The 25,213-nt window shown below is 57.7% G+C and carries 19 protein-coding genes; 9 read left to right on the plus strand and 10 right to left on the minus strand.

Annotated features, from left to right (window positions below):
• Window positions 1-1,734, plus strand: coding sequence for a SulP family inorganic anion transporter (locus FWJ25_RS09115; RefSeq protein WP_149599951.1), 1,734 nt, complete (start codon window positions 1-3; stop codon window positions 1,732-1,734).
• A 92-nt stretch (window positions 1,735-1,826) separates the two neighbouring features.
• A complete protein-coding gene (locus tag FWJ25_RS09120) occupies window positions 1,827-2,486 on the plus strand; it encodes an energy-coupling factor ABC transporter permease (RefSeq protein WP_149599952.1) in 660 nt (219 codons plus the stop codon).
• A gap of 10 nt (window positions 2,487-2,496) precedes the next feature.
• Here FWJ25_RS09120 and FWJ25_RS09125 read toward each other — a convergent pair whose 3' ends face one another.
• The 3 genes from FWJ25_RS09125 to FWJ25_RS09135 all read right to left on the minus strand — a co-directional run bounded on the left by FWJ25_RS09125 (window position 2,497) and on the right by FWJ25_RS09135 (window position 6,688).
• Window positions 2,497-4,623, minus strand: a complete 2,127-nt coding sequence (locus FWJ25_RS09125; protein WP_149599953.1) for a putative bifunctional diguanylate cyclase/phosphodiesterase — start codon at window positions 4,621-4,623, stop codon at window positions 2,497-2,499.
• A 242-nt stretch (window positions 4,624-4,865) separates the two neighbouring features.
• On the minus strand, window positions 4,866-5,399 hold the full coding sequence (locus FWJ25_RS09130) for a response regulator transcription factor (RefSeq protein WP_149599954.1): 534 nt from the start codon (window positions 5,397-5,399) through the stop codon (window positions 4,866-4,868).
• Window positions 5,396-6,688 carry a sensor histidine kinase gene (locus FWJ25_RS09135; RefSeq protein WP_149599955.1) on the minus strand — a complete coding sequence of 431 codons (1,293 nt, stop codon included), beginning with the start codon at window positions 6,686-6,688 and terminating at the stop codon, window positions 5,396-5,398. The genes FWJ25_RS09130 and FWJ25_RS09135 overlap by 4 nt, the downstream gene beginning before the upstream one ends.
• Before the next feature lie 136 nt (window positions 6,689-6,824).
• Between FWJ25_RS09135 and FWJ25_RS09140 the strand changes: the two genes are divergently transcribed.
• The 3 genes from FWJ25_RS09140 (at window position 6,825) to FWJ25_RS09150 (ending at window position 13,346) form a co-directional block, all read left to right on the plus strand.
• Complete coding sequence (locus FWJ25_RS09140) at window positions 6,825-8,843, plus strand: TonB-dependent receptor domain-containing protein (protein WP_246166727.1); 2,019 nt, start codon at window positions 6,825-6,827, stop codon at window positions 8,841-8,843.
• Window positions 8,844-9,057: 214 nt separating this feature from the next.
• Entirely contained in the window at window positions 9,058-10,128 is a 1,071-nt protein-coding gene (locus FWJ25_RS09145; protein WP_149599956.1) for an efflux RND transporter periplasmic adaptor subunit, read from the plus strand.
• Complete coding sequence (locus FWJ25_RS09150; protein WP_149599957.1) at window positions 10,125-13,346, plus strand: efflux RND transporter permease subunit; 3,222 nt, start codon at window positions 10,125-10,127, stop codon at window positions 13,344-13,346. Before FWJ25_RS09145 ends, FWJ25_RS09150 begins: the two co-directional genes overlap by 4 nt.
• 15 nt (window positions 13,347-13,361) lie before the next feature.
• Here FWJ25_RS09150 and FWJ25_RS09155 read toward each other — a convergent pair whose 3' ends face one another.
• On the minus strand, window positions 13,362-13,787 hold the full coding sequence (locus FWJ25_RS09155; RefSeq protein ID WP_188093607.1) for a potassium channel family protein: 426 nt from the start codon (window positions 13,785-13,787) through the stop codon (window positions 13,362-13,364).
• Between the two features lie 134 nt (window positions 13,788-13,921).
• Between FWJ25_RS09155 and FWJ25_RS09160 the strand changes: the two genes are divergently transcribed.
• On the plus strand, window positions 13,922-15,154 hold the full coding sequence (locus FWJ25_RS09160) for an efflux RND transporter periplasmic adaptor subunit (protein ID WP_149599958.1): 1,233 nt from the start codon (window positions 13,922-13,924) through the stop codon (window positions 15,152-15,154).
• Entirely contained in the window at window positions 15,151-18,321 is a 3,171-nt protein-coding gene (locus tag FWJ25_RS09165) for an efflux RND transporter permease subunit (protein ID WP_149599959.1), read from the plus strand. The genes FWJ25_RS09160 and FWJ25_RS09165 overlap by 4 nt, the downstream gene beginning before the upstream one ends.
• 9 nt (window positions 18,322-18,330) lie before the next feature.
• On the opposite strand, the gene FWJ25_RS09170 is transcribed toward FWJ25_RS09165, so the two are convergent.
• From FWJ25_RS09170 to FWJ25_RS09195, 6 genes are all read right to left on the minus strand, one after another.
• Window positions 18,331-19,539, minus strand: a complete 1,209-nt coding sequence (locus FWJ25_RS09170) for an ammonium transporter (RefSeq protein WP_149599960.1) — start codon at window positions 19,537-19,539, stop codon at window positions 18,331-18,333.
• Window positions 19,540-19,752: 213 nt separating this feature from the next.
• A complete protein-coding gene (locus FWJ25_RS09175; protein ID WP_149599961.1) occupies window positions 19,753-20,670 on the minus strand; it encodes a flagellar motor protein MotB in 918 nt (305 codons plus the stop codon).
• A 3-nt stretch (window positions 20,671-20,673) separates the two neighbouring features.
• Window positions 20,674-21,450, minus strand: a complete 777-nt coding sequence (pomA, locus tag FWJ25_RS09180; protein WP_149599962.1) for a flagellar motor protein PomA — start codon at window positions 21,448-21,450, stop codon at window positions 20,674-20,676.
• 78 nt (window positions 21,451-21,528) lie between these two features.
• Entirely contained in the window at window positions 21,529-21,948 is a 420-nt protein-coding gene (locus FWJ25_RS09185; RefSeq protein WP_149599963.1) for a YkvA family protein, read from the minus strand.
• A 111-nt stretch (window positions 21,949-22,059) separates the two neighbouring features.
• Window positions 22,060-23,706 (minus strand): phytoene desaturase family protein, encoded by a 1,647-nt coding sequence (locus tag FWJ25_RS09190; RefSeq protein WP_149599964.1) that lies wholly within the window; start codon window positions 23,704-23,706, stop codon window positions 22,060-22,062.
• Entirely contained in the window at window positions 23,697-24,191 is a 495-nt protein-coding gene (locus FWJ25_RS09195) for a DUF6231 family protein (RefSeq protein ID WP_149599965.1), read from the minus strand. The genes FWJ25_RS09190 and FWJ25_RS09195 overlap by 10 nt, the downstream gene beginning before the upstream one ends.
• A gap of 337 nt (window positions 24,192-24,528) precedes the next feature.
• Here FWJ25_RS09195 and FWJ25_RS09200 point away from each other — a divergent pair, with 337 nt between their 5' ends.
• Both FWJ25_RS09200 and FWJ25_RS09205 read left to right on the plus strand, forming a co-directional pair.
• Window positions 24,529-24,765 (plus strand): hypothetical protein, encoded by a 237-nt coding sequence (locus tag FWJ25_RS09200; RefSeq protein ID WP_149599966.1) that lies wholly within the window; start codon window positions 24,529-24,531, stop codon window positions 24,763-24,765.
• Window positions 24,766-24,783: 18 nt separating this feature from the next.
• Window positions 24,784-25,206 carry a TadE/TadG family type IV pilus assembly protein gene (locus FWJ25_RS09205; protein ID WP_149599967.1) on the plus strand — a complete coding sequence of 141 codons (423 nt, stop codon included), beginning with the start codon at window positions 24,784-24,786 and terminating at the stop codon, window positions 25,204-25,206.
• Window positions 25,207-25,213: the final 7 nt, after the last annotated feature.

Genomic DNA, 25,213 nt, shown 5'->3' on the forward strand with positions numbered 1-25,213 from the left:
ATGAACATCAAACACTACTTGCCCATTCTGGACTGGATCCCGGACTATGGTCGCCGCCAGGCGACCAGCGATCTGGTAGCGGCGGTTATTGTGACCGTGATGCTGATTCCCCAGTCTTTGGCTTATGCCCTGCTGGCGGGATTGCCTGCTCAGGTGGGGCTTTACGCCAGCATCCTGCCGCTGGTGGTATACGCGGTGTTCGGTACCAGTAGAACGCTCTCTGTTGGTCCGGTTGCCGTAGCGTCCCTGATGACGGCGGCGGCACTGGCCCCGCTGGCGGATATGGGAACGCCGGAATATATTGCCGGAGCGGTGTTACTGGCGGTTATGTCGGGCCTGATGCTCACGGTGATGGGTGTGCTGCGTCTGGGCTTTTTGGCCAATTTCCTCAGCCATCCGGTCATATCCGGTTTTATCACCGCATCCGGGCTGGTGATCGCAGCCAGTCAGCTCAAACACATCTTCGGGATTGAAGCTTCAGGTCATAATCTGATCGAAGTTCTGCAGTCGGTCATCTCCGGTATCGGCGACACCAACATGGCGACGCTGGGTATTGGTGTTGGCGCACTGGTGCTGCTGGTGTTCGCACGCAAGCGTCTGAAGCCTTTGTTGACCGCCTTGGGGCTGACACCCCGGATGGCCGATATCCTTACCAAGACCGCGCCGATTCTTGCTGTTCTGATCACCACCCTGGTGGCCTGGGGTTTCCAGTTGGATCAGCAGGGCGTGAAGCTGGTGGGTGAGGTGCCCTCCGGGCTACCTGGTCTGACACTTCCGACGATGGATTTGCAGCTGTGGCAGCAGTTGGCTGTCAGCGCCTTGCTGATCAGTGTGGTGGGCTTTGTGGAGTCCGTGTCCGTGGGCCAGACCCTGGCAGCGAAGCGGCGCCAACGGATCGATCCGGACCAGGAACTGATTGGTCTGGGCACCGCCAACATCAGCGCGGGCCTGTCGGGTGGTATGCCGGTCACCGGTGGTTTTTCCCGTTCGGTAGTGAATTTTGATGCGGGCGCAGAAACGCCAGCAGCCGGAGCCTATACCGCTGTCGGGATTGCCCTGGCGACCCTGTTCCTGACCCCGGCCATTGCGTTTTTACCCAAAGCGACACTGGCTGCGACGATCATCGTGGCGGTGAGCACACTGATCGACCTGCCGGCTCTGGGCCGGACGTGGCGCTATTCAAAAGCCGATTTCGGCGCCATGCTGGCAACCATCGTGCTTACACTGGTGCACAGTGTGGAAGCGGGTATTATCTCCGGGGTAGCGCTCTCAATCGGGCTGTTTCTCTATCGTACCAGCCGCCCCCACAGCGCAATTGTCGGGCTGGTACCGGGTACCGAACACTTCCGGAACGTGCTGCGCCACGACGTCCAGCTCTGCCCGAAGATCACGTTCCTGCGGGTAGACGAAAGCCTCTACTTCGCTAATGCGAGGTTTCTCGAGGAAACCGTGATGGACCTGGTTACCAGGGAACCAGAGCTTAAACACCTGGTGCTGGTCTGTCCGGCGGTGAACCTCATCGACGCATCGGCACTGGAAAGCCTGGAGGCCATTAACGAGCGGCTCAGGGATGCGGGTGTGAATCTGCACCTGTCAGAGGTGAAAGGTCCGGTAATGGATCGGCTCAAAGGCAGTGATTTGTTAAAGCACCTTACCGGGCAGGTGTTCCTGAGCAGCTTCGGGGCATGGCAGAGCCTGACGGGTAAAGCCCGGGACCTGAAGCAGACCGCCTGAATCATCGGCCGGCTTGTCTCGTGGGTAGCTGGGGTAGGAGGTGGCCGGTATCATGGTGCCAGCTTCCAATGACCGTTCAGTGGTAAGTCGCCATGGGTATGACCGAGAACCTGCTTTCCACCAGCCAGTGGTTGGTGACCTGTGTATTGTTTGTCCTGATTCTGGTCAGCGCGATACGAACCGTGAACTGGCACGTTCTGCGTGAGGATAATGCGCTCCAGCATTCTTTCTTCGGGGCTGCGGTAGCGCTTGGCTTTATCTGGCAGATCCGGGCCGGGATCTCACCCGGCCTGGCCATCCACATCTTCGGTATTACGGCCATTACCCTGATGCTGGGGTGGGCGCTGGCTATACTGGCGGGCCTGATGGCGTTGGTCATTACGGTCGTCACCGGGCGTGAGCCGTTGTTGATGTTTGCAGCCAACGGCCTGGTGACAGTGATGATCCCGGCCCTGGTCAGCCATGGCATCATGCTCTGGGAACGTCGCCGCAATTTTCGGAATTTCTTCGCCTATATTTTCTTCTGCGGATTCTTTGGCGCCGGCATTGCGGTAGGCGTGGCAGGTGCTGTCATGTGCCTGATGTTATGGACCAGCGGAGTCTATGAGTTTCCCGAACTGATCCATGAATACATCCGCTACCTGCCGTTATTCATGCTGCCGGAAGGCTTTGTGAATGGTGCGTTTGTGACCGGAATGATGGTATTTCACCCGGACCGGCTTATGACGCTGGATCAGCGCAGGTATCGCTGACCGGGGTGAATCAGGCCTCTGGTGAAGCTGCGATGCCTGACGATTCGGGCCCTGATCCTGAAGTGCGCTTCTGTTGCCAGCCGGAAACCCAGGTGAGAACCTCTTCTGCAGGCATGGGGCGGGCAATACCATAGCCCTGAATCTGGTCACATCCCATGCTCCGGAGAACCCGGGCATGCTCCAGGGTTTCCACACCTTCTGCCAGGACCGGCCGCGAGAAGCGTTGGGCCAGGAAAATCACACTTTCCACAATGGCCCGGTCATTCGCGTTGTCCAGCATGTTCAGAACGAAGCTCTGGTCAATCTTGATCATATCGACTGGCAGGGTGCGCAGGTAGGTCAGTGATGAAAAGCCAGTGCCGAAGTCATCCAGCCCGACCTGAAGACCCAGCTCCCGGCAATGTGTGAGGACATTGCTGGCCTGCTTGGTATCTTCGAGCGCCGTTGATTCGAGCACTTCCAGCGTGATCAACCCCGGATCCAGCTCCGGATGACTGTGCAGGTAACTTTCCAGATAGCCGGCAAACGTCCGGTCCATCAGGTGCTGGGCGCTTATGTTGATGCTCACACCCAGTTGGTGACCGGCTTCTTTCCAGGTATTGACCTGATGCATGGCTTCCTTGAGAACCCACTGGCCAAGTGGCACTTCAAGATAACTGTTTTCCACCGTTGGCAGGAACTGCCCCGGGGAGAGAAGACCCCTCTGTGGATGCTGCCACCGTATCAGTGCCTCCATGCCCGTCAGCTGGTTATCTGAGAGGAGTATCTGTGGTTGGAAGTAGAGGCAGAATTCCTCGTTTTCCAGTGCCCGGGAAATTTCGATCAGTTGCTCACGCTTCTGTTTGCGGTGTTCGTCGAGGTCGGGGTCGAAAAAATGGAACTGGTTACGGCCCTTTTCCTTGGCAGAATACATAGCCTGATTTGCATGCCGGATCAGCCCCTCGGCATCGTCTTTATCTTCCGGATAGCGGGTGATCCCCAGGCTGGCGGTCAGAGAGAAACTTTGGCCATCCTCAACCTGAAGTGGTTCGGAGACCGAGGCAAGCACACGCTGATAAACGCTTTCATGTCCGTCGCTCTTGAGTAACAGCACGAACTCATCTCCTCCGATTCGGGCAATGATATCGCCGCTTCGAAGGGTCTGGGTCAGGCGATCGGCAGTGGCTTTGAGTATGCGATCGCCTTCGGCTCTGCCGTATTGATCGTTCAGGGTCTTGAAGCCGTCCAGATCCAGATAGCAGATGGATAAGGTTCGTTTTTGTCTGTCGGCATAAGACTTGGCTGACTGTAGTCGTTGTTCCAGTAGCTGACGGTTTGGCAGCCCGGTCAGGTCGTCGTAGTTGGCTGCGCGTTCAAGCTCATGGGCGTGGTTTTTCAGCGCTGTAATGTCGGAGAAAGCGGCCACATGGTAGTACTGCCCGGGTTCTTCCAGGTGTACACGGCTGATCGACAGCAGTTCGATGAATTCTTCGCCGTTTTTCCGCCGATTCCAGATTTCCCCACGCCAGTGTCCCGTGGTTTCTATGGAGTGCCAGAGAGACCTGTAGTACTCCGGTGAGTGTCGACCCGAGCTGAGAATCGATGGCGGCAATCCCAGAACTTCTTCCCGGCTATACCCAGTGATCCTCGAGAATGCGGGATTGACGTCCAGAATCTGGTTGCGGTGATCCGTAATGATAATTGCTTCATGGCTGCGGTCGAAGACGCTGGCAGCAATGCGGAGACTGCGCTCACCGTTCTTTCTGTCAGAAATGTTGTTCTGGATAACCACGAAGCCGGGATGCTTGCCTTCCCGGGGCTGGATGGGGTGGCAGTAGGTATTTACCCAATAGGGTTGGCCGCTTCGGGTGTAATTGAGAATGTCTGCCTCATAGGCTTCTCCCCGGAACAAAGCACGGCGAATTCGGTTGACGGTTTCCTGATCCGTGCCCGGCCCGCAAAGGAAGTCTCTTGGCGACTTGCCTTTCACTTCGTCAATGAGATACCCGGTGTGCTCTTCGAAGCTGGGGTTGACCCATTCGATGACGCCGGCTTCGTCGAGAACGATAACGAAGTTTCTGGTGGCAAAAGCAACACTGGCTAGCCGACCGGCAAATTCATCGGGCAGGATGGACGTCGGGTCATCGGACTTCGGCATTTAAAGGGTTCTTCGATATGAATGGGTTTGGTTTGGATTCTCCCTCCCTTGAGAACTCAACAAGTATACTGAATTGTCTCGCCCATCATTGATCAGTATTTATCCGCAACGGAAATGATAGGTAACTACAGGAGCTTGCTGTCACCCAATGCTACAGATATAGGGCGCCAAACCTACACCTGAATAGTCGAACGAGAATTGATGGATGTCAATTTCTGATGCAATTGTCTGCTTACGATGGTTCAGGTACGCCAGCGGGAGTGTTTTTGCAGCTTCCGTTGCAAGGTACGGCGATGCATGTTGAGGGCCCTCGCGGTGGCAGAGACGTTGCCCTCGTGTTCGTTCAGTACCCGCTGTATGTGTTCCCATTCCATTTCTTCCACGGATGGCGGGGCAGCCCGCAGGTCCGGAACAGTCTCCAGCGGTTCAAAACCGGTCATCAGCTGGCTTACCGTGACGGGTTTACACAGATAGTTGATGGCACCACGGCGCATGGCCTCCACGGCCGTTGCGATGCTGCCGTAGCCGGTGAGAACCACGACCTCCAGTTCCGGTTGTACTGATAGCAGTTCCGGAAGCAGTTGCAGCCCACTCTCCCCCGCAAGGTTCAGATCCAGCACACAGCGATTGAAGTGATTTCCGGCAAGTGCATCCAGGGCTTCGCCAGGGCTGGTGGCTGTGGTGGGGTGAATCCCCTGGCGTTCCAGTGAGCGTTGCAGCACTTGCAGAAAGGCATCGTCATCGTCGATCAGTAACCAGTTGTCCTGCTCGCTCATGGCTGCTCTCCTGATGCTGACGTGGGGTTCTGCTGCAGTGGCAGCTCGATGATCATGGTTGTGCCCTGGGATGACGACCTGGCTTTGAGAATGCCGCCCAGGCGCTGGATGGTGGCATTGGACAGAAACAGGCCAACGCCAAGTCCGTTTTCGGACGTGACAATGGTTTCCCCCGGAGTGCCTTCCCGTGCCAGATCGAGACCGTCGCCGTGATCCTCTACGATCAGCTCCACTTTACCGCTACCCAGTATCCGGGTGCTGACGCCAACCCAGGCCGGGCTGGCAGTCAGGGCATTGGCCAGAAGATTCAGTATGGCCTGGTCCAGAGTGGCATCCACGGCAACCTTGACGCTGTCGGATGCGATTGTCCATTCGATGGCTCCGGCCGGCCAGAGCAGGGTGGCGGATTCGCGAAGTCGCCGAAGCCAGCTCTCCAGATCAAGCGTTTCCAGCTGTGCGGTCTTTGCCTGCACTGCCGCCGCCGTCAGTTGTTGCAGGTGTCCGGAGCACAGCGCCAGTTGCTGTTCCATCGTGTCGAGATCCTGCTCCAGCTCGCCACTGTCTGCCTTTTCTGCACTGGAACGCATTTCATCCACCAGCAACGCCATGGTGTTCAGGGGCGTACCAAGACGGTGGGCAACCGCGGCGGCGGAGAGGCCTAGGGCGATAATCTGCTCATCCCGAAGTCTGGACTCCCGGATGTGCGACAGCAGCGCTTGTTGTTGTCGCATGCGTTGGGCCAGGGTGCCGACAACCAGCAGCAGGATAACGGCCGTGAGCACGAACGTAATCCACATCCCGAACAGATGCAGCTCGGCCAACAGGCCTGGACTGTGGGCCCCGTGGGATGCGTTGTCGCTGACCGGAGAGTGCCAGGCGACGAGCATGGTATAGACCGCAATGCCGAGTACCGTCAGCACGATGCCTTGCTTCAGGGGCACCAGAATGATCGACATGGCGATCGGCAGCAACAGCAGAGAAGTAAGTGGGTTGGTGTAGCCGCCGGTCAACAGAAGCCAGGCGCCGATCAATACCAGATCCAGGGCCAAGCCGGCACTGACTGTGGTCACGGAGACGGGTGGCCTTCGGGTAAACCACAACCATCCAAGCGTGGCCAGCACGGCATACAGCATGCAGAACAGCAATGCCGGGACCTGATGGGGAAACGCCACGACAGTTTCTGCCACAGCCAGCGCTACCAGCTGAATAGTGGCGATGGCCAGACGCATGCCAAGGAGATAACGGGCTGCCTGCTGGAAACCGGTCTGAGAGTGTGTAAGCCATTCCATGAGCGGCATTCTAGCGGGTTTTGGCGTCGTGCACCCGGAGAATACCGGAAGCGGGATGCGGCATTCTGTCTCACGCGCCATCATCTGCCACCCGTTACTATGGCCAGCAGATAGAGTCTGTACAGGATGTGAGTGAATGGGATCGAACGTTGTTGGCCGGGTGGCCATTGTGGTGGTGGCCGGAGCCATGGGCGTACCCCAGATTGTACTGGCGGACGAGGCTGTGGAAAGCGGTGCGGAAACCCTGCCAATGATTCGGGTGACGGAAGGTCGAATGGCTGCTCCGGCGTCTGAAGTGCTGGCATCCGAGCCGGTTGAACGGCTGGCATCGGATCCGTCGGTGTCGCTCTCAAGAATGGGCGGGCGGGGACTGGATCCGATCATCCGTGGCCAGGGGCAGGAGCGTGTTGATGTATTGCTAGATGGCATCCGGGTTGAAGGCGCCTGCCCGAACAGGATGGACCCGCCGACCAGCCGCCTGAGCGCTGCGCTGGCTCCGGTGCTGCAAGTGCGGACCAATAATCAGACTCTGCGTTGGGGGCCGATCAGCGGTGGCCAGTTGGTGGCGACGACGCCGGTTCCGGATCTGGGCGATGATGGGCTGGCAGGGCATGTCACGATTGGTGGTTCGGATAATGGCAGCGGCAAGCTGGTGAATGGCGGTGTTGCCGTTGGTGGCGACAGTGGTTGGGTGCGTCTGGCTGGTGGGTATGAGGAAGCTGACGATTACGAAGACGGCGACGGTAATGTCGTCCGAAGCGCCTTTAAAAATTCCGAGGGCCGTATTGATGCTGCCTGGTTGGCGGATAACGGCTTTTACATCAAGGGCCTGTTCAGCCGACAGGAAGAGCGGGATGTGAAATACGCCGGCTCGGGGATGGATGCACCGAAGACTGACACCGACATAGCCCGGATTGAACTGGGGGCACCCGTTGCCCGCGGCGAATGGAATCTGTTGGCCTGGCAGGCTGATGTGGATCACATCATGGACAACTTCAGTCTGCGTGATTCTGCCATGAACATGCTGACCGATTCAGAAACCCTGACCCGGGGCATGAGGCTGACGCTGGATCAGAGTCCGGATGCCCGTACCGACTGGGCGGTTGGTATCGATGTGGAAACTAATAACTGGGAAGCCGAACGCTTTGGTGGCGCAACACTGGACACCCTGACATCCGTACTCTGGCCCGATGTTGATCGTAACCGGGTCGGACTCTTTGCCGAGCGCTTTTACCGTGTGACACCGACGCTCCAACTTGGTGGTGGTGTCCGGTACGACCGGGTTGAAATGGAAGCCGGAACATCCGACAAGCCGTTCGGCAACGCCATGATGCCGATGTCTGCGGCGAGCATTTATGAAACGGTATACGGCACGACGAACACGGATGCGGAAGACAATAACGTGAGTGGTTTCATTACCAGTGACTGGCGTTTTTCCAGACGTCAGTCGCTGGAAGTGACCGCAAGCCACAGCGTCCGTAGCCCGGGCGTCACCGAGCGTTATATCGCCAGCTGGAGCATGGATCCTGCCATGCGCTGGGTCGGTAACCCGGCTCTGGATACGGAAAAACACAACAAGCTTGAAGTGGCCCTGTCCGGCCGGACGAACGGCTGGCACTGGCGCCCGGCGCTGTGGATAGATCAGGTGGATGATTTTGTCCTGCGTACCCGGAACCTGAGCCAGACCAGTGTCTATCGCAATATCGATGCACGATTGCTGGGAGCGGAAGGTCTGTTGGGCTGGAGCGACGGTACCTGGAGCAGTACCAGTTCCCTGGCGGTGGTGCATGGTGAGAATCGCGATGACAACCAGGCTCTGCCACAGATTCCACCGGTGCAGTTTGTTCAGACCGTAGGTTGGCAGCGTTTGGGGCATCAGATCGAGCTGGAATGGCAGTTGGCCCGTCGACAGGATCATGTGGATCTGGCGTCCGGGCTGGATGCCGGCAGGTCGCCGGGATATGGCGTACTTAATCTATCCGGCACGCATCCGCTTGTGGATGCTCTGAGCTTCAGTTGGGCGGTGGACAACCTGTTTGACAATACCTGGGCCTATCACGTCAGCCGGGCCAACACTGATCCGTTCAACCCCGAGGCAGTGCGGGTGAACGAACCGGGACGAACTCTCAGGGCCGCGTTGACGGCCAGATGGTGACGTAAGCCTGAGGAAAGGCCTGAGGAAAAGCCTGAGAAAGGGCCTGAAAGACAGTTATGGCGGTTGCCCGCTTCTCATAGCCGGCGGGTAACATTCTGCCTCGTGTGAAACTAATCTTCATACGAGGCTTTTTTTTATGAGATTATTGATAACCATTAATTATTAACTAATTCCATATAATTTGGTTGATTCTGACGTGTTTGGGAGGTGTTCCGTGACTCGGATAGCTGCAGCCCTGGCCTGGGCGACATTGGTCTCGCTGGTGCCCGTCGGAGGCTCCTTGGCGCAAACGCTGACGAATGACCTTCCCTATACGCTGGTGGAACGCAATCTTCTGCAGGAGACGGTGCATCTGGATGGCGTCATCGAAGCTGTTCAGCAAAGCACGGTATCGGCCCAGACCAGTGGCACGGTCCAGAAACTGCCGTTCGATGTGGATGACTCGGTGTCTGCCGGGGACCTGATCCTGCAACTCGAAGACAGCAAACAGCAGGCGCAGGTGAACCAGGCGCAGGCGGGAGTCCAGGAAGCTAATGCTGCGCTGATCGATGCGGAACAACAATTTGCCCGCATCGAATCCGTCTATGAGCGCAATCTGGTATCGCGGCAGGCCTATGATCAGGCGAAAAATGCGCTGGCGGCGGCAAAGGCGCGGGCAGCGCGGGCAGAGGCAGCCCTGTCTGAAGCCCGGGAGCAGCTGGGTTATACCCGGATTGTCGCGCCCTACGGCGGCATTCTCACACAACGCCATGTAGAAATGGGTGAAGCAGTGAACCCCGGTCAGCCGCTGTTGAGCGGGATCTCCCTGGAGCAGCTTCGGGTCGTGGTGGACCTGCCCCAGAAATACGCCGACCTTGCCCGCAGTGAGCGTCAGGCCACGGTGTCGTTGACCGATGGCCGGGTTCTGGAAACCGGAGCCATGACCTTCTACCCCTATGCTGACCCCGACACACACACCTTCCGTTTGAGAATGCAGCTCAACGAACCCAATGGATCGCTGTTTCCGGGCATGCTGGTCAAGGTCGGGGTGCCGGTGACCAGCCGGGAAACCCTCTGGGTACCGGCCAGCAGCCTGGTTTATCGCAGTGAACTCCGGGCGGTTTTTGTGCTGGATGACCAGGGCCGGCCCAGGCTGCGGCAGGTGCGTACCGGGGTATCAGAAAACGGTCGGGTTGAGATTCTTGCCGGTGTCAGTGAGGGTGAGCGGGTGGTGAGTGATCCCTCTGCTCTGGTGGGTAGTGACCGGCTCGGTATGCAGTCCGGCGGTCGGGGGGCAGTGGAATGAGCGACGAACTGCCTCGTGTCGGACCTTCCGGCGCGATCGCCCGGGTCTTTCAGGATAATCGTCTGACCCCACTGCTGGCGGTATTGGCGATCCTGCTAGGCATTCTTGCCGTCGTTGTTACCCCCAAGGAAGAAGAACCCCAGATTGATGTCACCATGGCCGACATCATGGTGGCGTTCCCCGGAGCCAGTACCCGGGAAGTGGAAAGCGTGATTGCCACGCCTGCGGAACAGGTGATGAGCGAGATCAAGGGGGTGGAGCACGTCTATTCCGTATCCCGGCAGGGGCAGGCAGTGATCACCGTACAATTTGAAGTGGGTGTACCCCGGCAGGAAGCCCTGGTCCGTCTGTATAACCAGGTCTATTCAAATCAGGACTGGCTGCCTCCTGAGTTGGGTGCACTGCAGCCTGTCATTAAACCCAGGGGCATCGATGATGTGCCGGTGATGACTCTGACCCTCTTTGACCCGAGCAGCCGACACTCCGGTGAGGAGCTCACTCGACTGGCTCATATGCTGGAAGTTGCGCTCAAACGGGTGGAGGGTACGCGGGATGTGTATACCGTCGGCGGCATACCGGATCGCGTCGATATACGGTTTGATCCGGCGTTGCTGGCCGGTTTTCAGCTGACACTCAGTGATGTCACGGGTGCCCTGCAGGCGGCCAACAGCAGCACCGAGGAAACCCGGATTACCCGCAATAACCTCTCAATCCCGGTGCAGGCCGGCACCTTACTGGAAAACCTTGAAGACGTTCGCCGGTTGGTGGTGGGGATGAGTCAGGGAGCCGCGGTCCATCTGGAGGATGTCGCTGACATTCGGCGTGGCGGTACCGTAGCAGACCAGAGTGTGATGACCGGATTCGGCCCTTCCCATCCTGCGTCCTCAGCAGCGGTTGCGGGCGAAGTCTACCCTGCAGTGACACTGGCCATTGCCAAGAAGCCCGGGGAGAACGCCGTTGATATAACCACGGCTATCCAGGCTCGGCTGCATCAGTTGCGTAATCGGGCATTGCCGGATGATGTTGAAGTACTGACCACCAGGAACTACGGCGAAACCGCTTCCCACAAGGCGCAGAAACTGATCAGCGACCTGGTGTCCGCGACTGTATGCGTCGTCCTGCTGGTGCTGGCGGCCATGGGATGGAGACAGGCGCTGATTGTTGGCATTGCGGTATTGATCACGCTGTTGCTGACGCTGGTGTTTTCCTGGGCCTGGGGATTCACCCTCAATCGCGTGTCGCTGTTCGCGCTGATTTTTTCCATCGGCATTCTGGTGGATGACGGCATTGTGATTACCGAAAACATCAATCGCCGTATCCAGAATTCCCGCCGCCCGGTGAAAGAGGTTATCCCGGCTGCTGTGGAGGAGGTTGGCACTCCCACCATTATGGCAAGCCTGACCATTATGTCGGCACTGATTCCCATGGCATTTGTTTCGGGACTGATGGGGCCGTACATGAGCCCGATCCCGATCAATGCCTCGGCGGGCATGGTGTTGTCGCAGATTGTGGCGTTTGTGGTCGCACCCTGGCTTGCCCTGCGTCTGTTACGACATCGCAAGGGTGAAACTTCCGGTGAAGGAAGTAATTCAGCCGATGGCGTCAGTCCTCTGTCATTGAGGATTTTCCGGGGCTTATTGTCGCCCTTTCTTGGCGACCATCGCTGGCGTCGGCGCCTGCTTGCCCTGGGTGTGGCAGGGCTCACTCTGGCCGCCGTTTCTCTGCCGGTAGTCCAGGCGGTGATCCTGAAAATGCTGCCTTTCGATAACAAATCGGAGCTGCAGGTTGTGGTGGATCTGCCCGAGTATTCGCCGATGGAGCAGACCCAGCGGGTGCTGTTGGAAATGGGGCAGTACCTCGAAACAGTCGACGAGGTGGCCAACTGGCAGACCTACGCAGGTACGTCTTCTCCCATCAACTTCAATGGGCTGGTGCGCCAGTATTACCTGCGGGGTGATCCCTACCACGGAGACATCCAGGTGAACCTGATTGCTGCGGAAGATCGGGAGCGCCAGTCCCACGACATCGCCCAGGCTCTGAGGGCGCCACTCAAGGTGATTGCTGACCGCTACGATGCGAAACTCAAAATTGTCGAAGTACCACCTGGCCCGCCGGTCATGTCTCCACTGGTGGCTGAGGTCTACGCGGTGGATGAAGACCGCCGGGCTGTGCTCGCCCAGGCGGTGGCCGATGGCATGGAGGCGGTGAACGGCCTGGTGGATATTGATACCACGCTGGAAGCGCCCACCCGGCAATGGGAAGTTGTGGTGGACCGGGACCGTGCGGCCAGGCTCGGAGTGGCGCAGTCCCAGGTTGTGATGGCTTTGCAGACGGCGTTGGGTGGGAGTCGTGTCAGTTTTCTGCACGATGAACACGCCAAGTACCCGGTGCCTGTCCGTTTGATTCTGACGGAAGGTGACAAGGCTCAGATTCCGGTTCTGTTGTCGATGCAGGTGCGCAGCCGCACTGGCCAGTTGGTGCCGTTGGCCAGCATCGCGGACGTGCGCGAGGCAGACTGGCAGGGTGCCATCTATCACAAGGATTTGCTGCCGGTAACCTATGTGACCGCAGATATGGCCGGAGCAATAGATTCACCACTGTATGGCATGTTCGACATGGTGGATCGTCTGGAGCATCAGGAAGGCGCGCCGGAACAGTACTTCATACGCCAGCCGGTTCTGCCGGAAAAAGGCACGCTGAAGTGGGATGGCGAGTGGCAGATTACCTATGAAACCTTCCGGGATATGGACGCCGCCTACAGCGTGGGTGTGTTCATGATCTTCGTGCTTCTGGTCGCCCAGTTCCGTTCCTACATCCTGCCCCTGGTGATCATGGCTCCGATCCCACTGACGCTGATCGGCATCCTGCCGGGCCATGCGCTGATGGGCCGTGAATTCACCGCTACCAGCATGATCGGCATGATCGCCTTGGCAGGGATCATCGTACGTAATTCCATTCTGCTGGTGGTGTTCATCCGGCAACTGCTGGATGAAGGTGTGGTGCTGGATGAGGCAGTGGTGCTCGCCGGTGCAGTGCGGGTCAAACCCATTGCCCTGACCGCGATATCGGCGATGGTGGGCGCTTACTTTATTCTGAACGACCCGATTTTTAACGGGCTGGCGATTTCGCTGGTGTTCGGGCTGGCGATGTCGACCCTTCTGACCATCCTTGTGGTACCGCTGCTGTACTACACTCTGGCCCGGTGCAAGTGGGTATGAGGGCCGCCGTTGTTATTACCGCGTTGGCCAGTAGCGTTGCATTTCCACAAACAGGAATGAGGCGCTCCAGGTGATCAGCACCAGACCGGTCAGTCCCTCGATACCGGTGAGAAAGCGCAGGTCACCCAGTGGCTCGATATCGCCATAGCCCACGGTAGTAAAGGTGGCGAAGGAGAAGTAGACGCAGTCGAGGAAGCTGCCGGTGAAGTTTCCGGCCAGTTGACCCCATTCCTCCGAATGGTGCATGACGAAGTAGGCGGCGGCGAAGATCCAGACCTGGATAGTGTGGGCAACGAGGATGCCGAATACGGCGATGCTCATACGGAAATGACGGCTCTGGCGCATCCGCGCGAGCACGCTGCTGAGGCGGTTGAGCGCTTCATGGTGGATAAACACCACCACTGCCACGATCAGGATATTGATCAGCGTGATGGTGATCAGGCTCATATGCGCATAGAGAAACAACGGCGGCGTTCTCCGAGTGTTGGGGGTTAATCCCTTGTTCTTTGTAGATTGTATAGTAATTTGGCGCATTGCGTGTGGTGCGCTCCAATGACTCTGGTTGGCTGATAATAATGTCTAGAAAACTGCTCCCTCTCCTGATTCTTGCCATCGGTATTGCCGGCTTTGTATTGCTGAAGATGACGCGCCCGGAACCGGCTCAGGTTACGGCGACAGAGCGCAGCTGGCGCGTGCAGGTCCAGACAGTGGAACCCGGCACCCATACCCCGGTGTTGCCGCTTTATGGAGAAGTGGTTGCTCCGGATCAGGTTTCCATCGCCGCAACCCTTGCCGGGAGAATTGGCGAGCGGCCGGTGGCGGAAGGCCAGCAGGTCCATCAGGGCGATTTGCTGTTAGCGCTGGATCAGATGGACGTCAAACCGGTACTGGCGCAGGCCGAAGCCCAGGTGGCGGATTTGCAGGCGCAGATCCGGTCTGAGCAGGTACGTTACCGAAACGATCTGACGGCTCTGGAGAGTGAGACAGCGATTGAAGCCAATGCCCGTCGACAACTTGAGCGTACCCGTTCCCTGGTCGAACGAAATCTCGCCTCAAGGGAAGCGCTGGAGTCGTCAACGGATGCGCTTGCCCGGGCAGAGTTGACGGTGCGGACCCGGCAGCGTTCGGTGGATGAGCACCCGGCTCGTAAGCAAAGTCTTGACGCCCGACTGGCCCAGGCGGAAGCGAATCTGGAATCTACCCGCCGGGACGCAGAAAGAGCCCGGGTCGTTGCGCCTTTTGATGGTGTTGTGACAGGAGTCCAGGTGGCTCCAGGGGACCAGGTATCCCGTAATCAGACCCTGCTGACGATCTATCCGGACCAGGGTCTGGAGCTTCGTGCCACCGTACCTGAAATGTTCCGGGCCGAGTTGCAGGCAGCGCTTTCCGCTGGTGAACAGCTGAGGGCCTGGAGCGAAGGTGGCAGGCATGCGTTCAGACTGGCCCGGTTTGCCGGGATGGCGGATCCGGCCGGAACCGAAGCCATTCTGACGCTGGCAGGCGAGGCTTCCGGTTTGCGACCGGGTGCCTTGTTGCCGGTAACTCTGGAGCGACCTGCCCGGGCGCAGTCCGTGGCGATTCCGTTCAGTGCTCTTTACGGGGCGGATGCGGTCTATCTGATGAACAGTGAAAACCGCATGCAGCGGGTTCAGGTTGAACGGATTGGTGAGGCAAGGTCTGACAACGGCGAACGGCAGCTGGTCGTAGCCGGTGAGGATCTGGTGCCTGGCGCCCGCCTGATTACAACCCATCTGCCAAACGCGGTTACCGGACTGAAAGTGGATCTCGCGGGGGAGCCTGAGGAATGAGGCGCAGAAAGGGCGTAATCGGCTTTTTTGTCCACCACCGGGTAGCCGCCAATCTGGTGATGCTGGTTATGTTGTTGGGAGGTGCTCTGGCGCTGTCCCGAATGAACATCCAGTTCTTTCCAACCTTCGCTCTGGATGTGGTCAGTGTTCGCGTGGTCTGGAGTGGTGCATCTGCGGAAGACGTCGAACAGGGCATTACGGACCCGCTGGAGCAGCGGCTCCGGAGTGTCGACAAGCTGAAGAAAATGACGTCGACGTCGGCGCAGGGCGTCTCGTCCATCACCCTGGAATTCCACGAGGGCACCAATCCGATTCAGGCTCTGGACGATGTGCGCCAGCAGGTGGATGAATTTACCAACATGCCTGCCGATGCGGAGGAACCGCAGGTCACACGGGTTGAGCGTTATGAACCGGTGGCCAGGGTGCTGGTGTTCGGGGATGTGGATCGCAGCGAACTTCGGGACCTGGCCTATCGTTATGAAGACGAATTGCTGGATAGGGGGATCGACCGGATTTCCATTCGCGGCCTGCCGGAACAGCAAATCAGCATTGATGTTCCGGTGGAACGGCTGGAAACCCTTGGCCTGTCGCTGGAACAGATTGCTAACCGGGTAGGTGCGGTTTCCCGGGATTTACCCGCGGGCATGATGGCGCAGCAGGACGCCACCCGGGAATTGAGGGCAGTGGAGCAGCGGCGTAGTCCCCAGGCATTCGAAAATATTCCTGTGCTCAGTGGTGAGCGAATTCAGCTAAGGCTGGGGGACATCGCGATCATCCGGCAGGAGGCACGGGAAAGTCAGGTTTCTCTCAGCCGGGATGGCTTTCCGGCCGTGGAACTGCAACTCCAGAGGGCAGAAAACGGAAACTCGCTGGCTGCGGCGGAGGTGCTGGATGGCTGGCTGGAAGAAACCCGCATGAGCTTGCCACCGTCTCTGCATCTCGAGGTCTACGATGAAACCTGGCAGTTGCTGAATGACCGCATCTCGCTGCTGGTGAGTAATGGCTTTGGTGGTTTGCTGCTGGTGGTCGCGCTTCTATACCTGTTCCTGCCGGGGCGTGTGGCACTCTGGGTGGCCATTGGAATCCCGACAGCATTCCTTGCGGCGATGGCTGTGCTCTGGGGGATTGGCGGTTCGATCAATATGATCTCCCTCTTTGCTCTGATCATGGCCCTTGGGGTGATTGTGGATGATGCGATTGTTGTCGGAGAGGACGCTGATGCTCATGCAAGGATGGGGGAAGAGTCCATTTACGCCTCCGAGGGCGCGGCCAAACGGATGGTGTGGCCGGTTCTTGCTTCCTCCCTGACCACAGTGGCAGCGTTCATGCCGCTTCTGGTCGTCGGAGGCGTCATAGGGAATATCCTGGGTGATATTCCGACGGTGATGATCTGTGTGCTGGCTGCATCCCTGCTGGAGTGTTTCATTGTATTGCCCGCTCACCTTCGTCACGCTTTTGTGCCGCGGGGAAAGAAGGTGGCAGGTCAGGAACCTACTGTCATTGAGAGGAAACCCAATCCTGTAACCCGGTTGCGCAACGGGTTTGAACAGGGCTTTGATCGCTTCCGTGAGGGCTCTTTTCGACGATTTTCCCTTGCCAGCCTGAAGCACCGGGGGCTGACCGTAGCAGGCGCCGTTGCCCTGGCGTTGGTGACCGTCGGCCTGTTGGCCGGAGGGCGTCTCGGGTTCAATTTTTTCCCGACGCCGGAGCCGTCGGTGTTTTACGCCAACGCCAGCTTTGTGTCGGGAACGGACCGGGGAACGGTTGACGCTTTCCTGGGGCAGATGCAGAGGGCTCTGAACGAGACCGAAGAGGCCCTGGGTGGGAATCTGATTCTGCATGCGGTGACCACTGAGGGAGCAACACTCGGAGCGGAAGGGGCGTCACGGACCGGTGACGAACTGGGCTCGATGATGATTGAACTGGTGCCGTCCGATCGGCGCTCGGTGCGCAACCCCGAATTCATCACGGAATGGCGTGGCCGTCTTTCTTTGCCTGCGGGTCTGGATAGCCTGAATATTTCCGAGCGTCAGGCCGGACCACCAGGCCGGGACGTCAATGTCCGTCTGACGGGTAATGATGCGGTCACACTCAAACGGGCGGCAGACGAACTGAACCAGGCGCTGTCGACCTTGCCGGGGGTTCTTGATGTGGAGGACGACATGCCCTGGGGCCGGGAACAGCTGATCTACCAGGTCAGCGCCTATGGTGAAGCGCTGGGGCTGACGACGGCAGATCTGGGGCGACAACTGAGGGCGTCGTTCGATGGCCGGGTCGCGCAGATCTATCAGGCCGGACGGGACGAAATCGAAGTGCGAGTGCAGTTGCCCCGGGAACAGAGGGAGAGTTTTTCCACCTTGTCCCGTATGACCGTGCGGGTGCCGGACGGGCGTTTCGTGCCGCTGACCCAGGTCATGAACCTGGATCACCGCCAGGGTTTCCAGGCATTGCGCCATGCGGATGGCAAGCTGGCGGTGGAAGTGACCTCCGGCCTCAATACCAGCGTCAGTACCACGGATCAGGTCATTAGCAGCCTGCAGGCCGAGGCGTTGCCGGATATCGCCAGTCGCTACAACGTCGGCTACAGTTTTGAGGGCCGTGCGGCGGATCAGCGGGAAACCATGGAGGATATGAAAACCGGTCTGCTGATTGGTCTGGGGCTGATGTATGTGGTCCTCGCCTGGGTGTTTGCTTCCTGGAGTCTGCCGCTGATTGTCATGGCGATCATCCCGTTTGCCCTTGTCGGAGCGTTGATCGGGCATTGGTTGATGGGGCTTCAGTTAACCATTCTGTCGTTGTTCGGCCTGTTCGGGTTATCCGGAATCGTGGTCAACAACGCGATCATTCTGGTGGCGTTCTACAACCAGCAACGGCAGAAAGGGCTGGGAATTACCGAAGCGCTGAATGAGGCGGCGGTGCAACGGGTACGTGCAGTGATGCTGACTTCCCTGACCACAATCGGTGGCCTGTTACCGCTGCTGTTCGAGACGTCATTGCAGGCCCAGTTCCTGATTCCCATGGCGACGTCCATCGCGTTTGGGCTTGGGCTGTCGACGTTGCTGGTATTGCTGGTGATACCGGCCTTGCTGTCCTGGCTGGAACAGTGCCGGGAGTGGTGGGCCCAGCGGCATGGCACGGTGGCCCGGCCGCTGGGGGCTGAGGAGTAACGCCGGCGGTTAGTCCGTGGCGTTGGCGCCGATGCGGTGAATGGCGAGATCCGCACCGTTGAACTCTTCTTCGTCGGTCAGGCGCAGTCCGGAGATTGTACTGACCACTCCGTAGACGATCAGGCCGCCGATAAAGGCGACAACCACGCCAGCGACGGAACCGATGATCTGGGAGGTCAGGCTGACGCCGCCGAGTCCTCCCAGAGATTGCTGCCCGAAGATTCCACAGGCGATCGCACCCCACACACCGCAAACCCCGTGTAACGGCCACACACCGAGAACGTCGTCCAGGCGTACAATCTTCGCTTGTGCCCATTCAAACAGGTACACGAAGATGGCGCCGGCTACCCCACCGGTGATCAGTGCACCGACCGGGTGCATCAGGTCGGAACCGGCACAGACCGCAACAAGACCTGCCAGCGGGCCGTTGTGGATAAACCCCGGATCCTTCCGGCCCAGCACCATAGTGACCAGGATGCCGCCGACCATGGCCATCAGGCTGTTAACCGCAACCAGTCCGCTGATGCCGTCCAGAGTCTGGGCAGACATCACGTTGAATCCGAACCAGCCAACCGTAAGAATCCAGGCGCCAAGAGCCAGAAACGGGATATTGGATGGGGCAAAGGCGACGACCCTGCCATTGCGATAACGGCCATTCCGGGCACCCAGCAAGAGGATGGCGGCCAGCGCGACCCATCCGCCAACGGCATGCACCACAACGGAGCCGGCAAAGTCATGGAAACTTGCACCAAACCGGGACTCGAGCCAACCCTGGAAGCCGTAGTTTCCATTCCAGATAAGCCCCTCAAAGAACGGGTACACAAAGCCGACGATCAGGCCAGAAGAAATCAGCATGGGATAGAACTTTGCCCGCTCTGCAATACCGCCGGAGACGATGGCAGGGATGGCTGCGGCAAAGGTCATCAGGAAGAAGAATTTGACCAGTTCGTAGCCGTTGCCGGCCGTCAGTTCGGAAGCGCTGGTCATGAAATGGCCGCCATAGGCGATGTAGTAACCGACAAAGAAGTACATGACGGCTGAGATGCCGAAGTCGGTCATGATTTTAACCAGGGCGTTGACCTGGTTTTTGTGGCGAACGGTACCTACCTCAAGAAAGGCGAAGCCCGCGTGCATGGCCAGCACCATGATGGCACCGATTAGGATGAAAAGCGTGTTGGCGCTTTCAGTCAGGGTTTGTACTGCACTCGTGATGTCCACGGGTTATTGCTCCTGATGTTATATCTGGGCCTCTGACGGGCCTTCTGTGCATTGATGGGGTGCACAATAAGCAATAGGTGTTCCAAAAGAATGCATTTGCTTTGGTTCTGGTACGTTGCACGGGTAGCCGCGAGAACGCGGGCATAATCCTGATCTTTTTTTGCACTAAATATGTGCATATTGCATGGTAGCGCACCGAAATGGTTGCCGGCATTACCAGGAGATCTGTTCGGCCGGCTTGGTGCCGGATTCGATACCGATAACGGCTTCCTGATCGCTCGCCTGTGACTCAATAAGCTGATGGAGCTCGATTTCCTGCTCTTGCAGCGGCCCTGCGAGGTCAATGATGATCTCGACGCGGCGATTTTTTGCCCGATTCTCAGCCGAGTCGTTGGCGACCCGGGGTACCGTATCTGCGAGTCCTTTGACTGCGAGGCGGGTCGGGTCTACCTCGCCAGTGTAAAGCAGTACGTTTGCGACAGCGGCGGCCCTGGCGGCTGACAGATCCCAGTTGCTGTAAAACCGCTGTGTACGGATGGGAACATCATCGGTATGTCCCTCGATGGTCAGCTGTCCGGGGATATCAGCCAGTACTTCGGCCATTTCCAGCAACATACCCTCGAACTCCCAGGTCAGCTCGGCCGAGCCGGATGAAAAGGACCCTTTCTCTTCTACCCGGATTACGATGCGTCTCTGGTCCTGGGCTACGTTAACCCGGCCGTCCTGGATGGCATCTTCGAGCACCGCCATGATTTCTTTGGCGCTCTCATCCACTTTTTCCTGCATGGCCGCTTGCACGGCCTGTATGGTCGGGCTTTTCAGGGTTTGCAGCTCAGGATCTTCGGTGGATGTCGTCTGTTTTACCTGATTGACGACCGTGGGCTCCGGTGGGGCTGGCGAGAACTTGTCGAAGATCGGGCTGGTCCCCATGGGAATGTCCAGGGCTTCAATATCTCTCTGCACTCCAAAGGCCTTGGAGAGCTCGCCTGCTATCTGTTTGAACTTCTGGGCATCAATCTCGGAAAACGACAGCAGCAGTACAAAGAAGCACATCAACAGGGACATCAGATCGGCAAAGGTGACAACCCATGCCGGAATGCCCGGTTTTTCCTCTTCGGGTAGTTCGTCCATGATTCAGCCACCCGCACCTTCTGCTTCGGCGAGCTTTTCCCGCTCCTTCGGGGGCAGGTAGCTGGAAAGCATCTGCTCAATGATTCTTGGGTTGGTGCCCTCCTGAATGGCTACCAGCGCGTCGATGTACAGCGATTGAATGCGTGCCTCCTCGGTCATGCGGAGAGAGAGTTTGTCCGCAATGGGGGTGGCGATCATGGTGGCGATCATGGCGCCATACAGTGTCGTAAGGAGCGCAACGGCCATGGCCGGGCCGATAGATTTCGGATCTTCCATGTTGGACAGCATCTGTACCAGGCCGATCAGGGTTCCGATCATGCCCATAGCCGGGGCCACATCAGCCTTGGCTGTAAATACTTTGGCTCCGGAGCGGTTATGATCCAGGGTCATCAGCCGTTCTTTGCTCAGCAGTTGCTTGATGGTTTCGCCATTCTGGCCGTCCACCAGCATCTGAATACCTTTACCCAGAAACGGCGTACTGACTTCCCGGCCTTCAAGGCCGAGCACGCCTTCCTTTCGTGCCACGTTGGCAATTTCCACAAGTTCTTCAATGCTGGCCTGGGTTTCCGGAAGCTTGAACTTGAAAGCGCGAAGAGCGGCTTTGAAGGCGCCAAGAAACTGCGCAAAACTGAATTTGGAGAGCACCACCAACAACGTTCCGCCCACGACAATCAATAGCGATGGGGGGTTGATGAATACACTGGGGGAAGTGCCGAGTATGACGGCAGAGGCGATGAGCAATATAGCGCCGACAAGGCCTATGAGAGTGGCGAAATCCACGTTTTCTCCGGGTAAGAATGCTGGGTGGTTTGGGCTGTGATTCAGAGCTCGGAAGACTACCTGTAGTTCAGAATCTGATCAATCGGGATGAGCAGCCTTCCTGCGTACCTCGTCTTGTTCCTTCCATGCTGCGTATCGATGCAGGTCCGCCTCGACCACTTTCAAGCATAGTGCCACGACACTGGCGTCGTCCAGAAAACCAAAGCCAAGGATCAGGTCGGGAATGACATCCAGCGGATTCAGTACGTAAATCAGCGCTCCTGCAACCGCGGCAATGGTTTTCCAGGGCACGCTGCGGTAATTGCCGTACCAGTAGTCCCGGATCATCGAGAACATCAGACGGATATCGGCACCGAAACGCCTGAGCTTGCCGCTGCCTTTCACTTTGTCTTCAATGGCGCGTTGGCGATCAAGGAGGTCCTCAAGATCAGAGCGGTGAACCTTTTCTGCTTCGGCGCTGAGTTGTGATTCGGCCTTTTTCTGGCTGAACAGTGGCATATAACTTGATCCTTTTTACCGTTTTGAAGCGTTTTACAGCCTTCTTCAGCATTGTACCGCGATGGTTGCGCTAATGGCGTTAATGATTCCCTGGCCCGCATGCATTGCCTGTTATCCCATAAAGATACGTCGTGCCAGGCCAGCCCCGCGCCAGCCACGAATGGCCAGGGTCGTGACCAGACCTCCGATCATGGCTCCAACCACGCCGCAGGTCAGTATATCCTGGCCGGTCAGGTATAAACCGGGAATGCCGGTTTTCGGCTTCAGCCAGTCCTGTTCGAAGCGCTCAGGGGTATGGTCCAGCCCGTACAGTTCGCCCCGGCCGTAGCGGCAGAACCAGGCGGTGGACAGCGGCGTTGAGGTTTCCACATAGTCCACTTTGCCCTTCAGTTGCGGCAGCTTTTCATACATGACGTTGAGGATTCTCTCGGTCACCTGCGCTTTGAGGGTTTCATAATCGTCACCACGCTTTCCCCAGGTGGTTCCCTGCCAGGGAGCAAACAGCTCCCAGGTGGTAGGTGCCACAATTTCGATGGTGGAGGTGCCTGGCCAGCGGTTCTGATAATCCGGGTCCTTAGCGGCAGGAAACGAAATATACACAACCGGGAGTGGGCTGGTATCAGGGTGCTTCAGGAAACGCTCGACGTTGCCGTCGTGGTCTGCACTCGGATAGATCCAGAAGTTGGTCCGGGGTAAGCCCAACTCCTCCGGTGTACCTTTCAATCCGATGTAGAGGCCGATGTGAGGCATGGAGGGCGTGATGTGTTCTCGCTTGCCCTGGTAACCGACCCTGCTCGCGACCTCTTCCGGCAACAGGTGTTCGAAGGTATTGATAACCCCGGCATTGCTGATCACCAGTGGTGATCGGACTTCTTCGCCATCGGCCATGCGGACACCGCTTGCCCGCCCTTTCTCTAAGAGAATGTCGGTGACGTCTGCATAGGTAAACACTTCCCCGCCGGATGCCTGGATCACCGGGATGATGGTTTTGGCGATCTCTGAGGCTCCGCCCACCGGGTAAAATCCGCCGTACAGGTAATGCTTGGCAATCAGCGCGTGCACCATGAAGCTGGACTGCTTTGGCGTTACCCCGCAATCGCCCCATTGGCCGGTAATGGCGCCGATCAGTTCTTCGTTGTCTGTCAGATCGCTGAGAACGTCCCAGGTTGTGCGGTTGAAACAGTCGGGGAGGGTGAAGTCGAGCCCCTTCTCCACCAGTGGGCTGAGCATTCCGGGACTGAGTTTGGACAGGGTGTACCACTGCATGCCGTCTGCCACATCCCCGAGGAGTTTGATGTAGCGGTCTATGGCTTCCTGTTCTTCCGGAAAGCTGTTGAGCAGCGATATTCTGAGGCCTTCCTTGCCAGCCCGCAGGTTCACGACCTTGTCCCCGAGAAAGAAACGGTCGTAGTTCTCGTCCATTGGCGCCCATTCCAGCTTGCCATCGGTAATGTAATCGAACAGGCGTCTTCCCAGCGTGTGGGGGGAGCCCATGTCGCCGATGTAGTGTACGCCTACGTCCCATTCATAGCCGTTACGGGCATAGCTGTGGGTGTAGCCACCTGCAGTGTAGTGCTGCTCCAGTACCAGTACTTTCTTGCCGGCCTTTGACAGACACGCGGCGGTAGTCAGCCCGCCGATACCTGAGCCGATGACAATGGCATCGTACGGACCGTTGAGGCGGTTGGCCCGGTATCGTGTTCCGATGCGAATGCTGCTGGGCTTGAGTTTTCCTGAAGACGAGTTGGTCACCACCATGCTTTCCCCCACATTTCCGGATTGGCCCAGTGTTTAGCATTGTTCCAGGCCCGTTTGTGATTGTAAGTATCCAGATTGTAGGTGTAGAGCGTGAGTGCGCCGTTATCAGTTTCGATCACGGCATGGCGACGAAAGCCCAGGGCGATGAGATCCCTGAAGCAGAGGCGGGCGTCCTGGCCCAGAGCAACGGCAATGTGACGGGTGCCCAGATTCCGGAGCGTGCCAATCAGTTGGCTGCTTTGTTCGGGGGGAAGCTGGTCAATCGGTGACGACAGCAGGGCCAGGCCGGTGCTGAATCCTTCTGGATTGTCCGGGACGCTGTCTTCGTTGCTGATGTGAATGTGCTTACGGGTGGCGTCGGAGGCGTGTGATGCCGCCTCAGCGGCCGCATTGGCCACGTTGCCGAATGTAACGATGGTGGACGGTAATGTAGTAGCAACAATCTCCGTGAAGACCTGTGTTAACGCTGAATTGTACTGGCTCATCGGTGTTGTGCCTCTCTATGAATGTCGCCTGTCTTTCTGTGTTTTTATGTGGCTGTTTTAAAAGCAGCTTTCGTCCCGGCATAGATCTTTCGACTGTCAAAAATGACAGACAATTCGTTCTTTTGTGCCATCTAAAGTGATGAGTGTTATTTGCTAATGTTGAGAAGGAATATGCCGCTGACGCGTGATCCTGTCTGCAAAAGTATGCAGGGAAATGATTGACAACGGTAATTCACATTGACCATCCGTTACAAAAACGTCGCTAAAAAAGGCAGAAGAACTGCCGATAACTGTCTACAGTGAAAGTACGTGGTTATACGCATAAGGGAGAGATGCCATGTTTATTAAAACGATTATTCATATCGCGCAATTGATAATGGTTAATTTGCAGTGCCGTTCAAGCCGTATTGGTGGGAAGCAGGCGGGTGCTTCGGCGCTGGAATACTTGGTGCTTGCCGCCATTCTGATCGTCATCCTGGGTGTGGCTTTGAACAACGATACTGTTCAGGCCAAGATCCAGTCCATGTTCGAAGGTTTGTTTGACTCTGCTGCTGATCAGGCCCCGGCTGCGTAAGGGGTGAAGGTGAGATCTATGACGTTAAGGCAATCTCAAGGGGCGGTAGCATTGGAGTTTTTGCTGCTGTTTCCGTTTGTAGTCGGAATTCTGTACGCCTCCGCCAGTTATGGCGTGGTGTTTTTCGAACGCTATGAGATGCAGAAAGTTGTAGATCAGGCGGTACAGGCTGCATTGAGGGTTGATCGAACGGAGGTTGAGAACATCAGCGAGTCGAACAACCCATTCAAAGCTGCAGCCGAGGCCGCCCTGCCAGCCATCGCTGCTGAGTCTGGGCTGGAGGCCGGATGTGACGTGTCGAGCGGAAGCAACATGTTGCAATGCACGTTTGTTCGCAACAACGCGGATTATCCTCTTCTGCCCAGGCTGAGTTTCGGGTTCCTTGGCGAATTCCCGCCAATGCCTTCACAAATCAGTGCAACGGCGTCGGTAGCCTACTGACGCCGAA

The sequence above is a fragment of the Marinobacter salinexigens genome (genome assembly GCF_008370345.1).
Taxonomy (GTDB): domain Bacteria; phylum Pseudomonadota; class Gammaproteobacteria; order Pseudomonadales; family Oleiphilaceae; genus Marinobacter; species Marinobacter salinexigens.

Coding starts and splice junctions, on each gene's coding strand:
- FWJ25_RS09115 (WP_149599951.1), top strand. CDS start 1: ATGAACATCAAACACTACTTGCCCATTCTGGACTGGATCCCGGACTAT.
- FWJ25_RS09120 (WP_149599952.1), top strand. CDS start 1,827: ATGGGTATGACCGAGAACCTGCTTTCCACCAGCCAGTGGTTGGTGACC.
- FWJ25_RS09125 (WP_149599953.1), bottom strand. CDS start 4,623: ATGCCGAAGTCCGATGACCCGACGTCCATCCTGCCCGATGAATTTGCC.
- FWJ25_RS09130 (WP_149599954.1), bottom strand. CDS start 5,399: ATGAGCGAGCAGGACAACTGGTTACTGATCGACGATGACGATGCCTTT.
- FWJ25_RS09135 (WP_149599955.1), bottom strand. CDS start 6,688: ATGGAATGGCTTACACACTCTCAGACCGGTTTCCAGCAGGCAGCCCGT.
- FWJ25_RS09140 (WP_246166727.1), top strand. CDS start 6,825: ATGGGATCGAACGTTGTTGGCCGGGTGGCCATTGTGGTGGTGGCCGGA.
- FWJ25_RS09150 (WP_149599957.1), top strand. CDS start 10,125: ATGAGCGACGAACTGCCTCGTGTCGGACCTTCCGGCGCGATCGCCCGG.
- FWJ25_RS09160 (WP_149599958.1), top strand. CDS start 13,922: ATGTCTAGAAAACTGCTCCCTCTCCTGATTCTTGCCATCGGTATTGCC.
- FWJ25_RS09165 (WP_149599959.1), top strand. CDS start 15,151: ATGAGGCGCAGAAAGGGCGTAATCGGCTTTTTTGTCCACCACCGGGTA.
- FWJ25_RS09175 (WP_149599961.1), bottom strand. CDS start 20,670: ATGGACGAACTACCCGAAGAGGAAAAACCGGGCATTCCGGCATGGGTT.
- FWJ25_RS09185 (WP_149599963.1), bottom strand. CDS start 21,948: ATGCCACTGTTCAGCCAGAAAAAGGCCGAATCACAACTCAGCGCCGAA.
- FWJ25_RS09190 (WP_149599964.1), bottom strand. CDS start 23,706: ATGGTGGTGACCAACTCGTCTTCAGGAAAACTCAAGCCCAGCAGCATT.
- FWJ25_RS09195 (WP_149599965.1), bottom strand. CDS start 24,191: ATGAGCCAGTACAATTCAGCGTTAACACAGGTCTTCACGGAGATTGTT.
- FWJ25_RS09200 (WP_149599966.1), top strand. CDS start 24,529: ATGTTTATTAAAACGATTATTCATATCGCGCAATTGATAATGGTTAAT.
- FWJ25_RS09205 (WP_149599967.1), top strand. CDS start 24,784: ATGACGTTAAGGCAATCTCAAGGGGCGGTAGCATTGGAGTTTTTGCTG.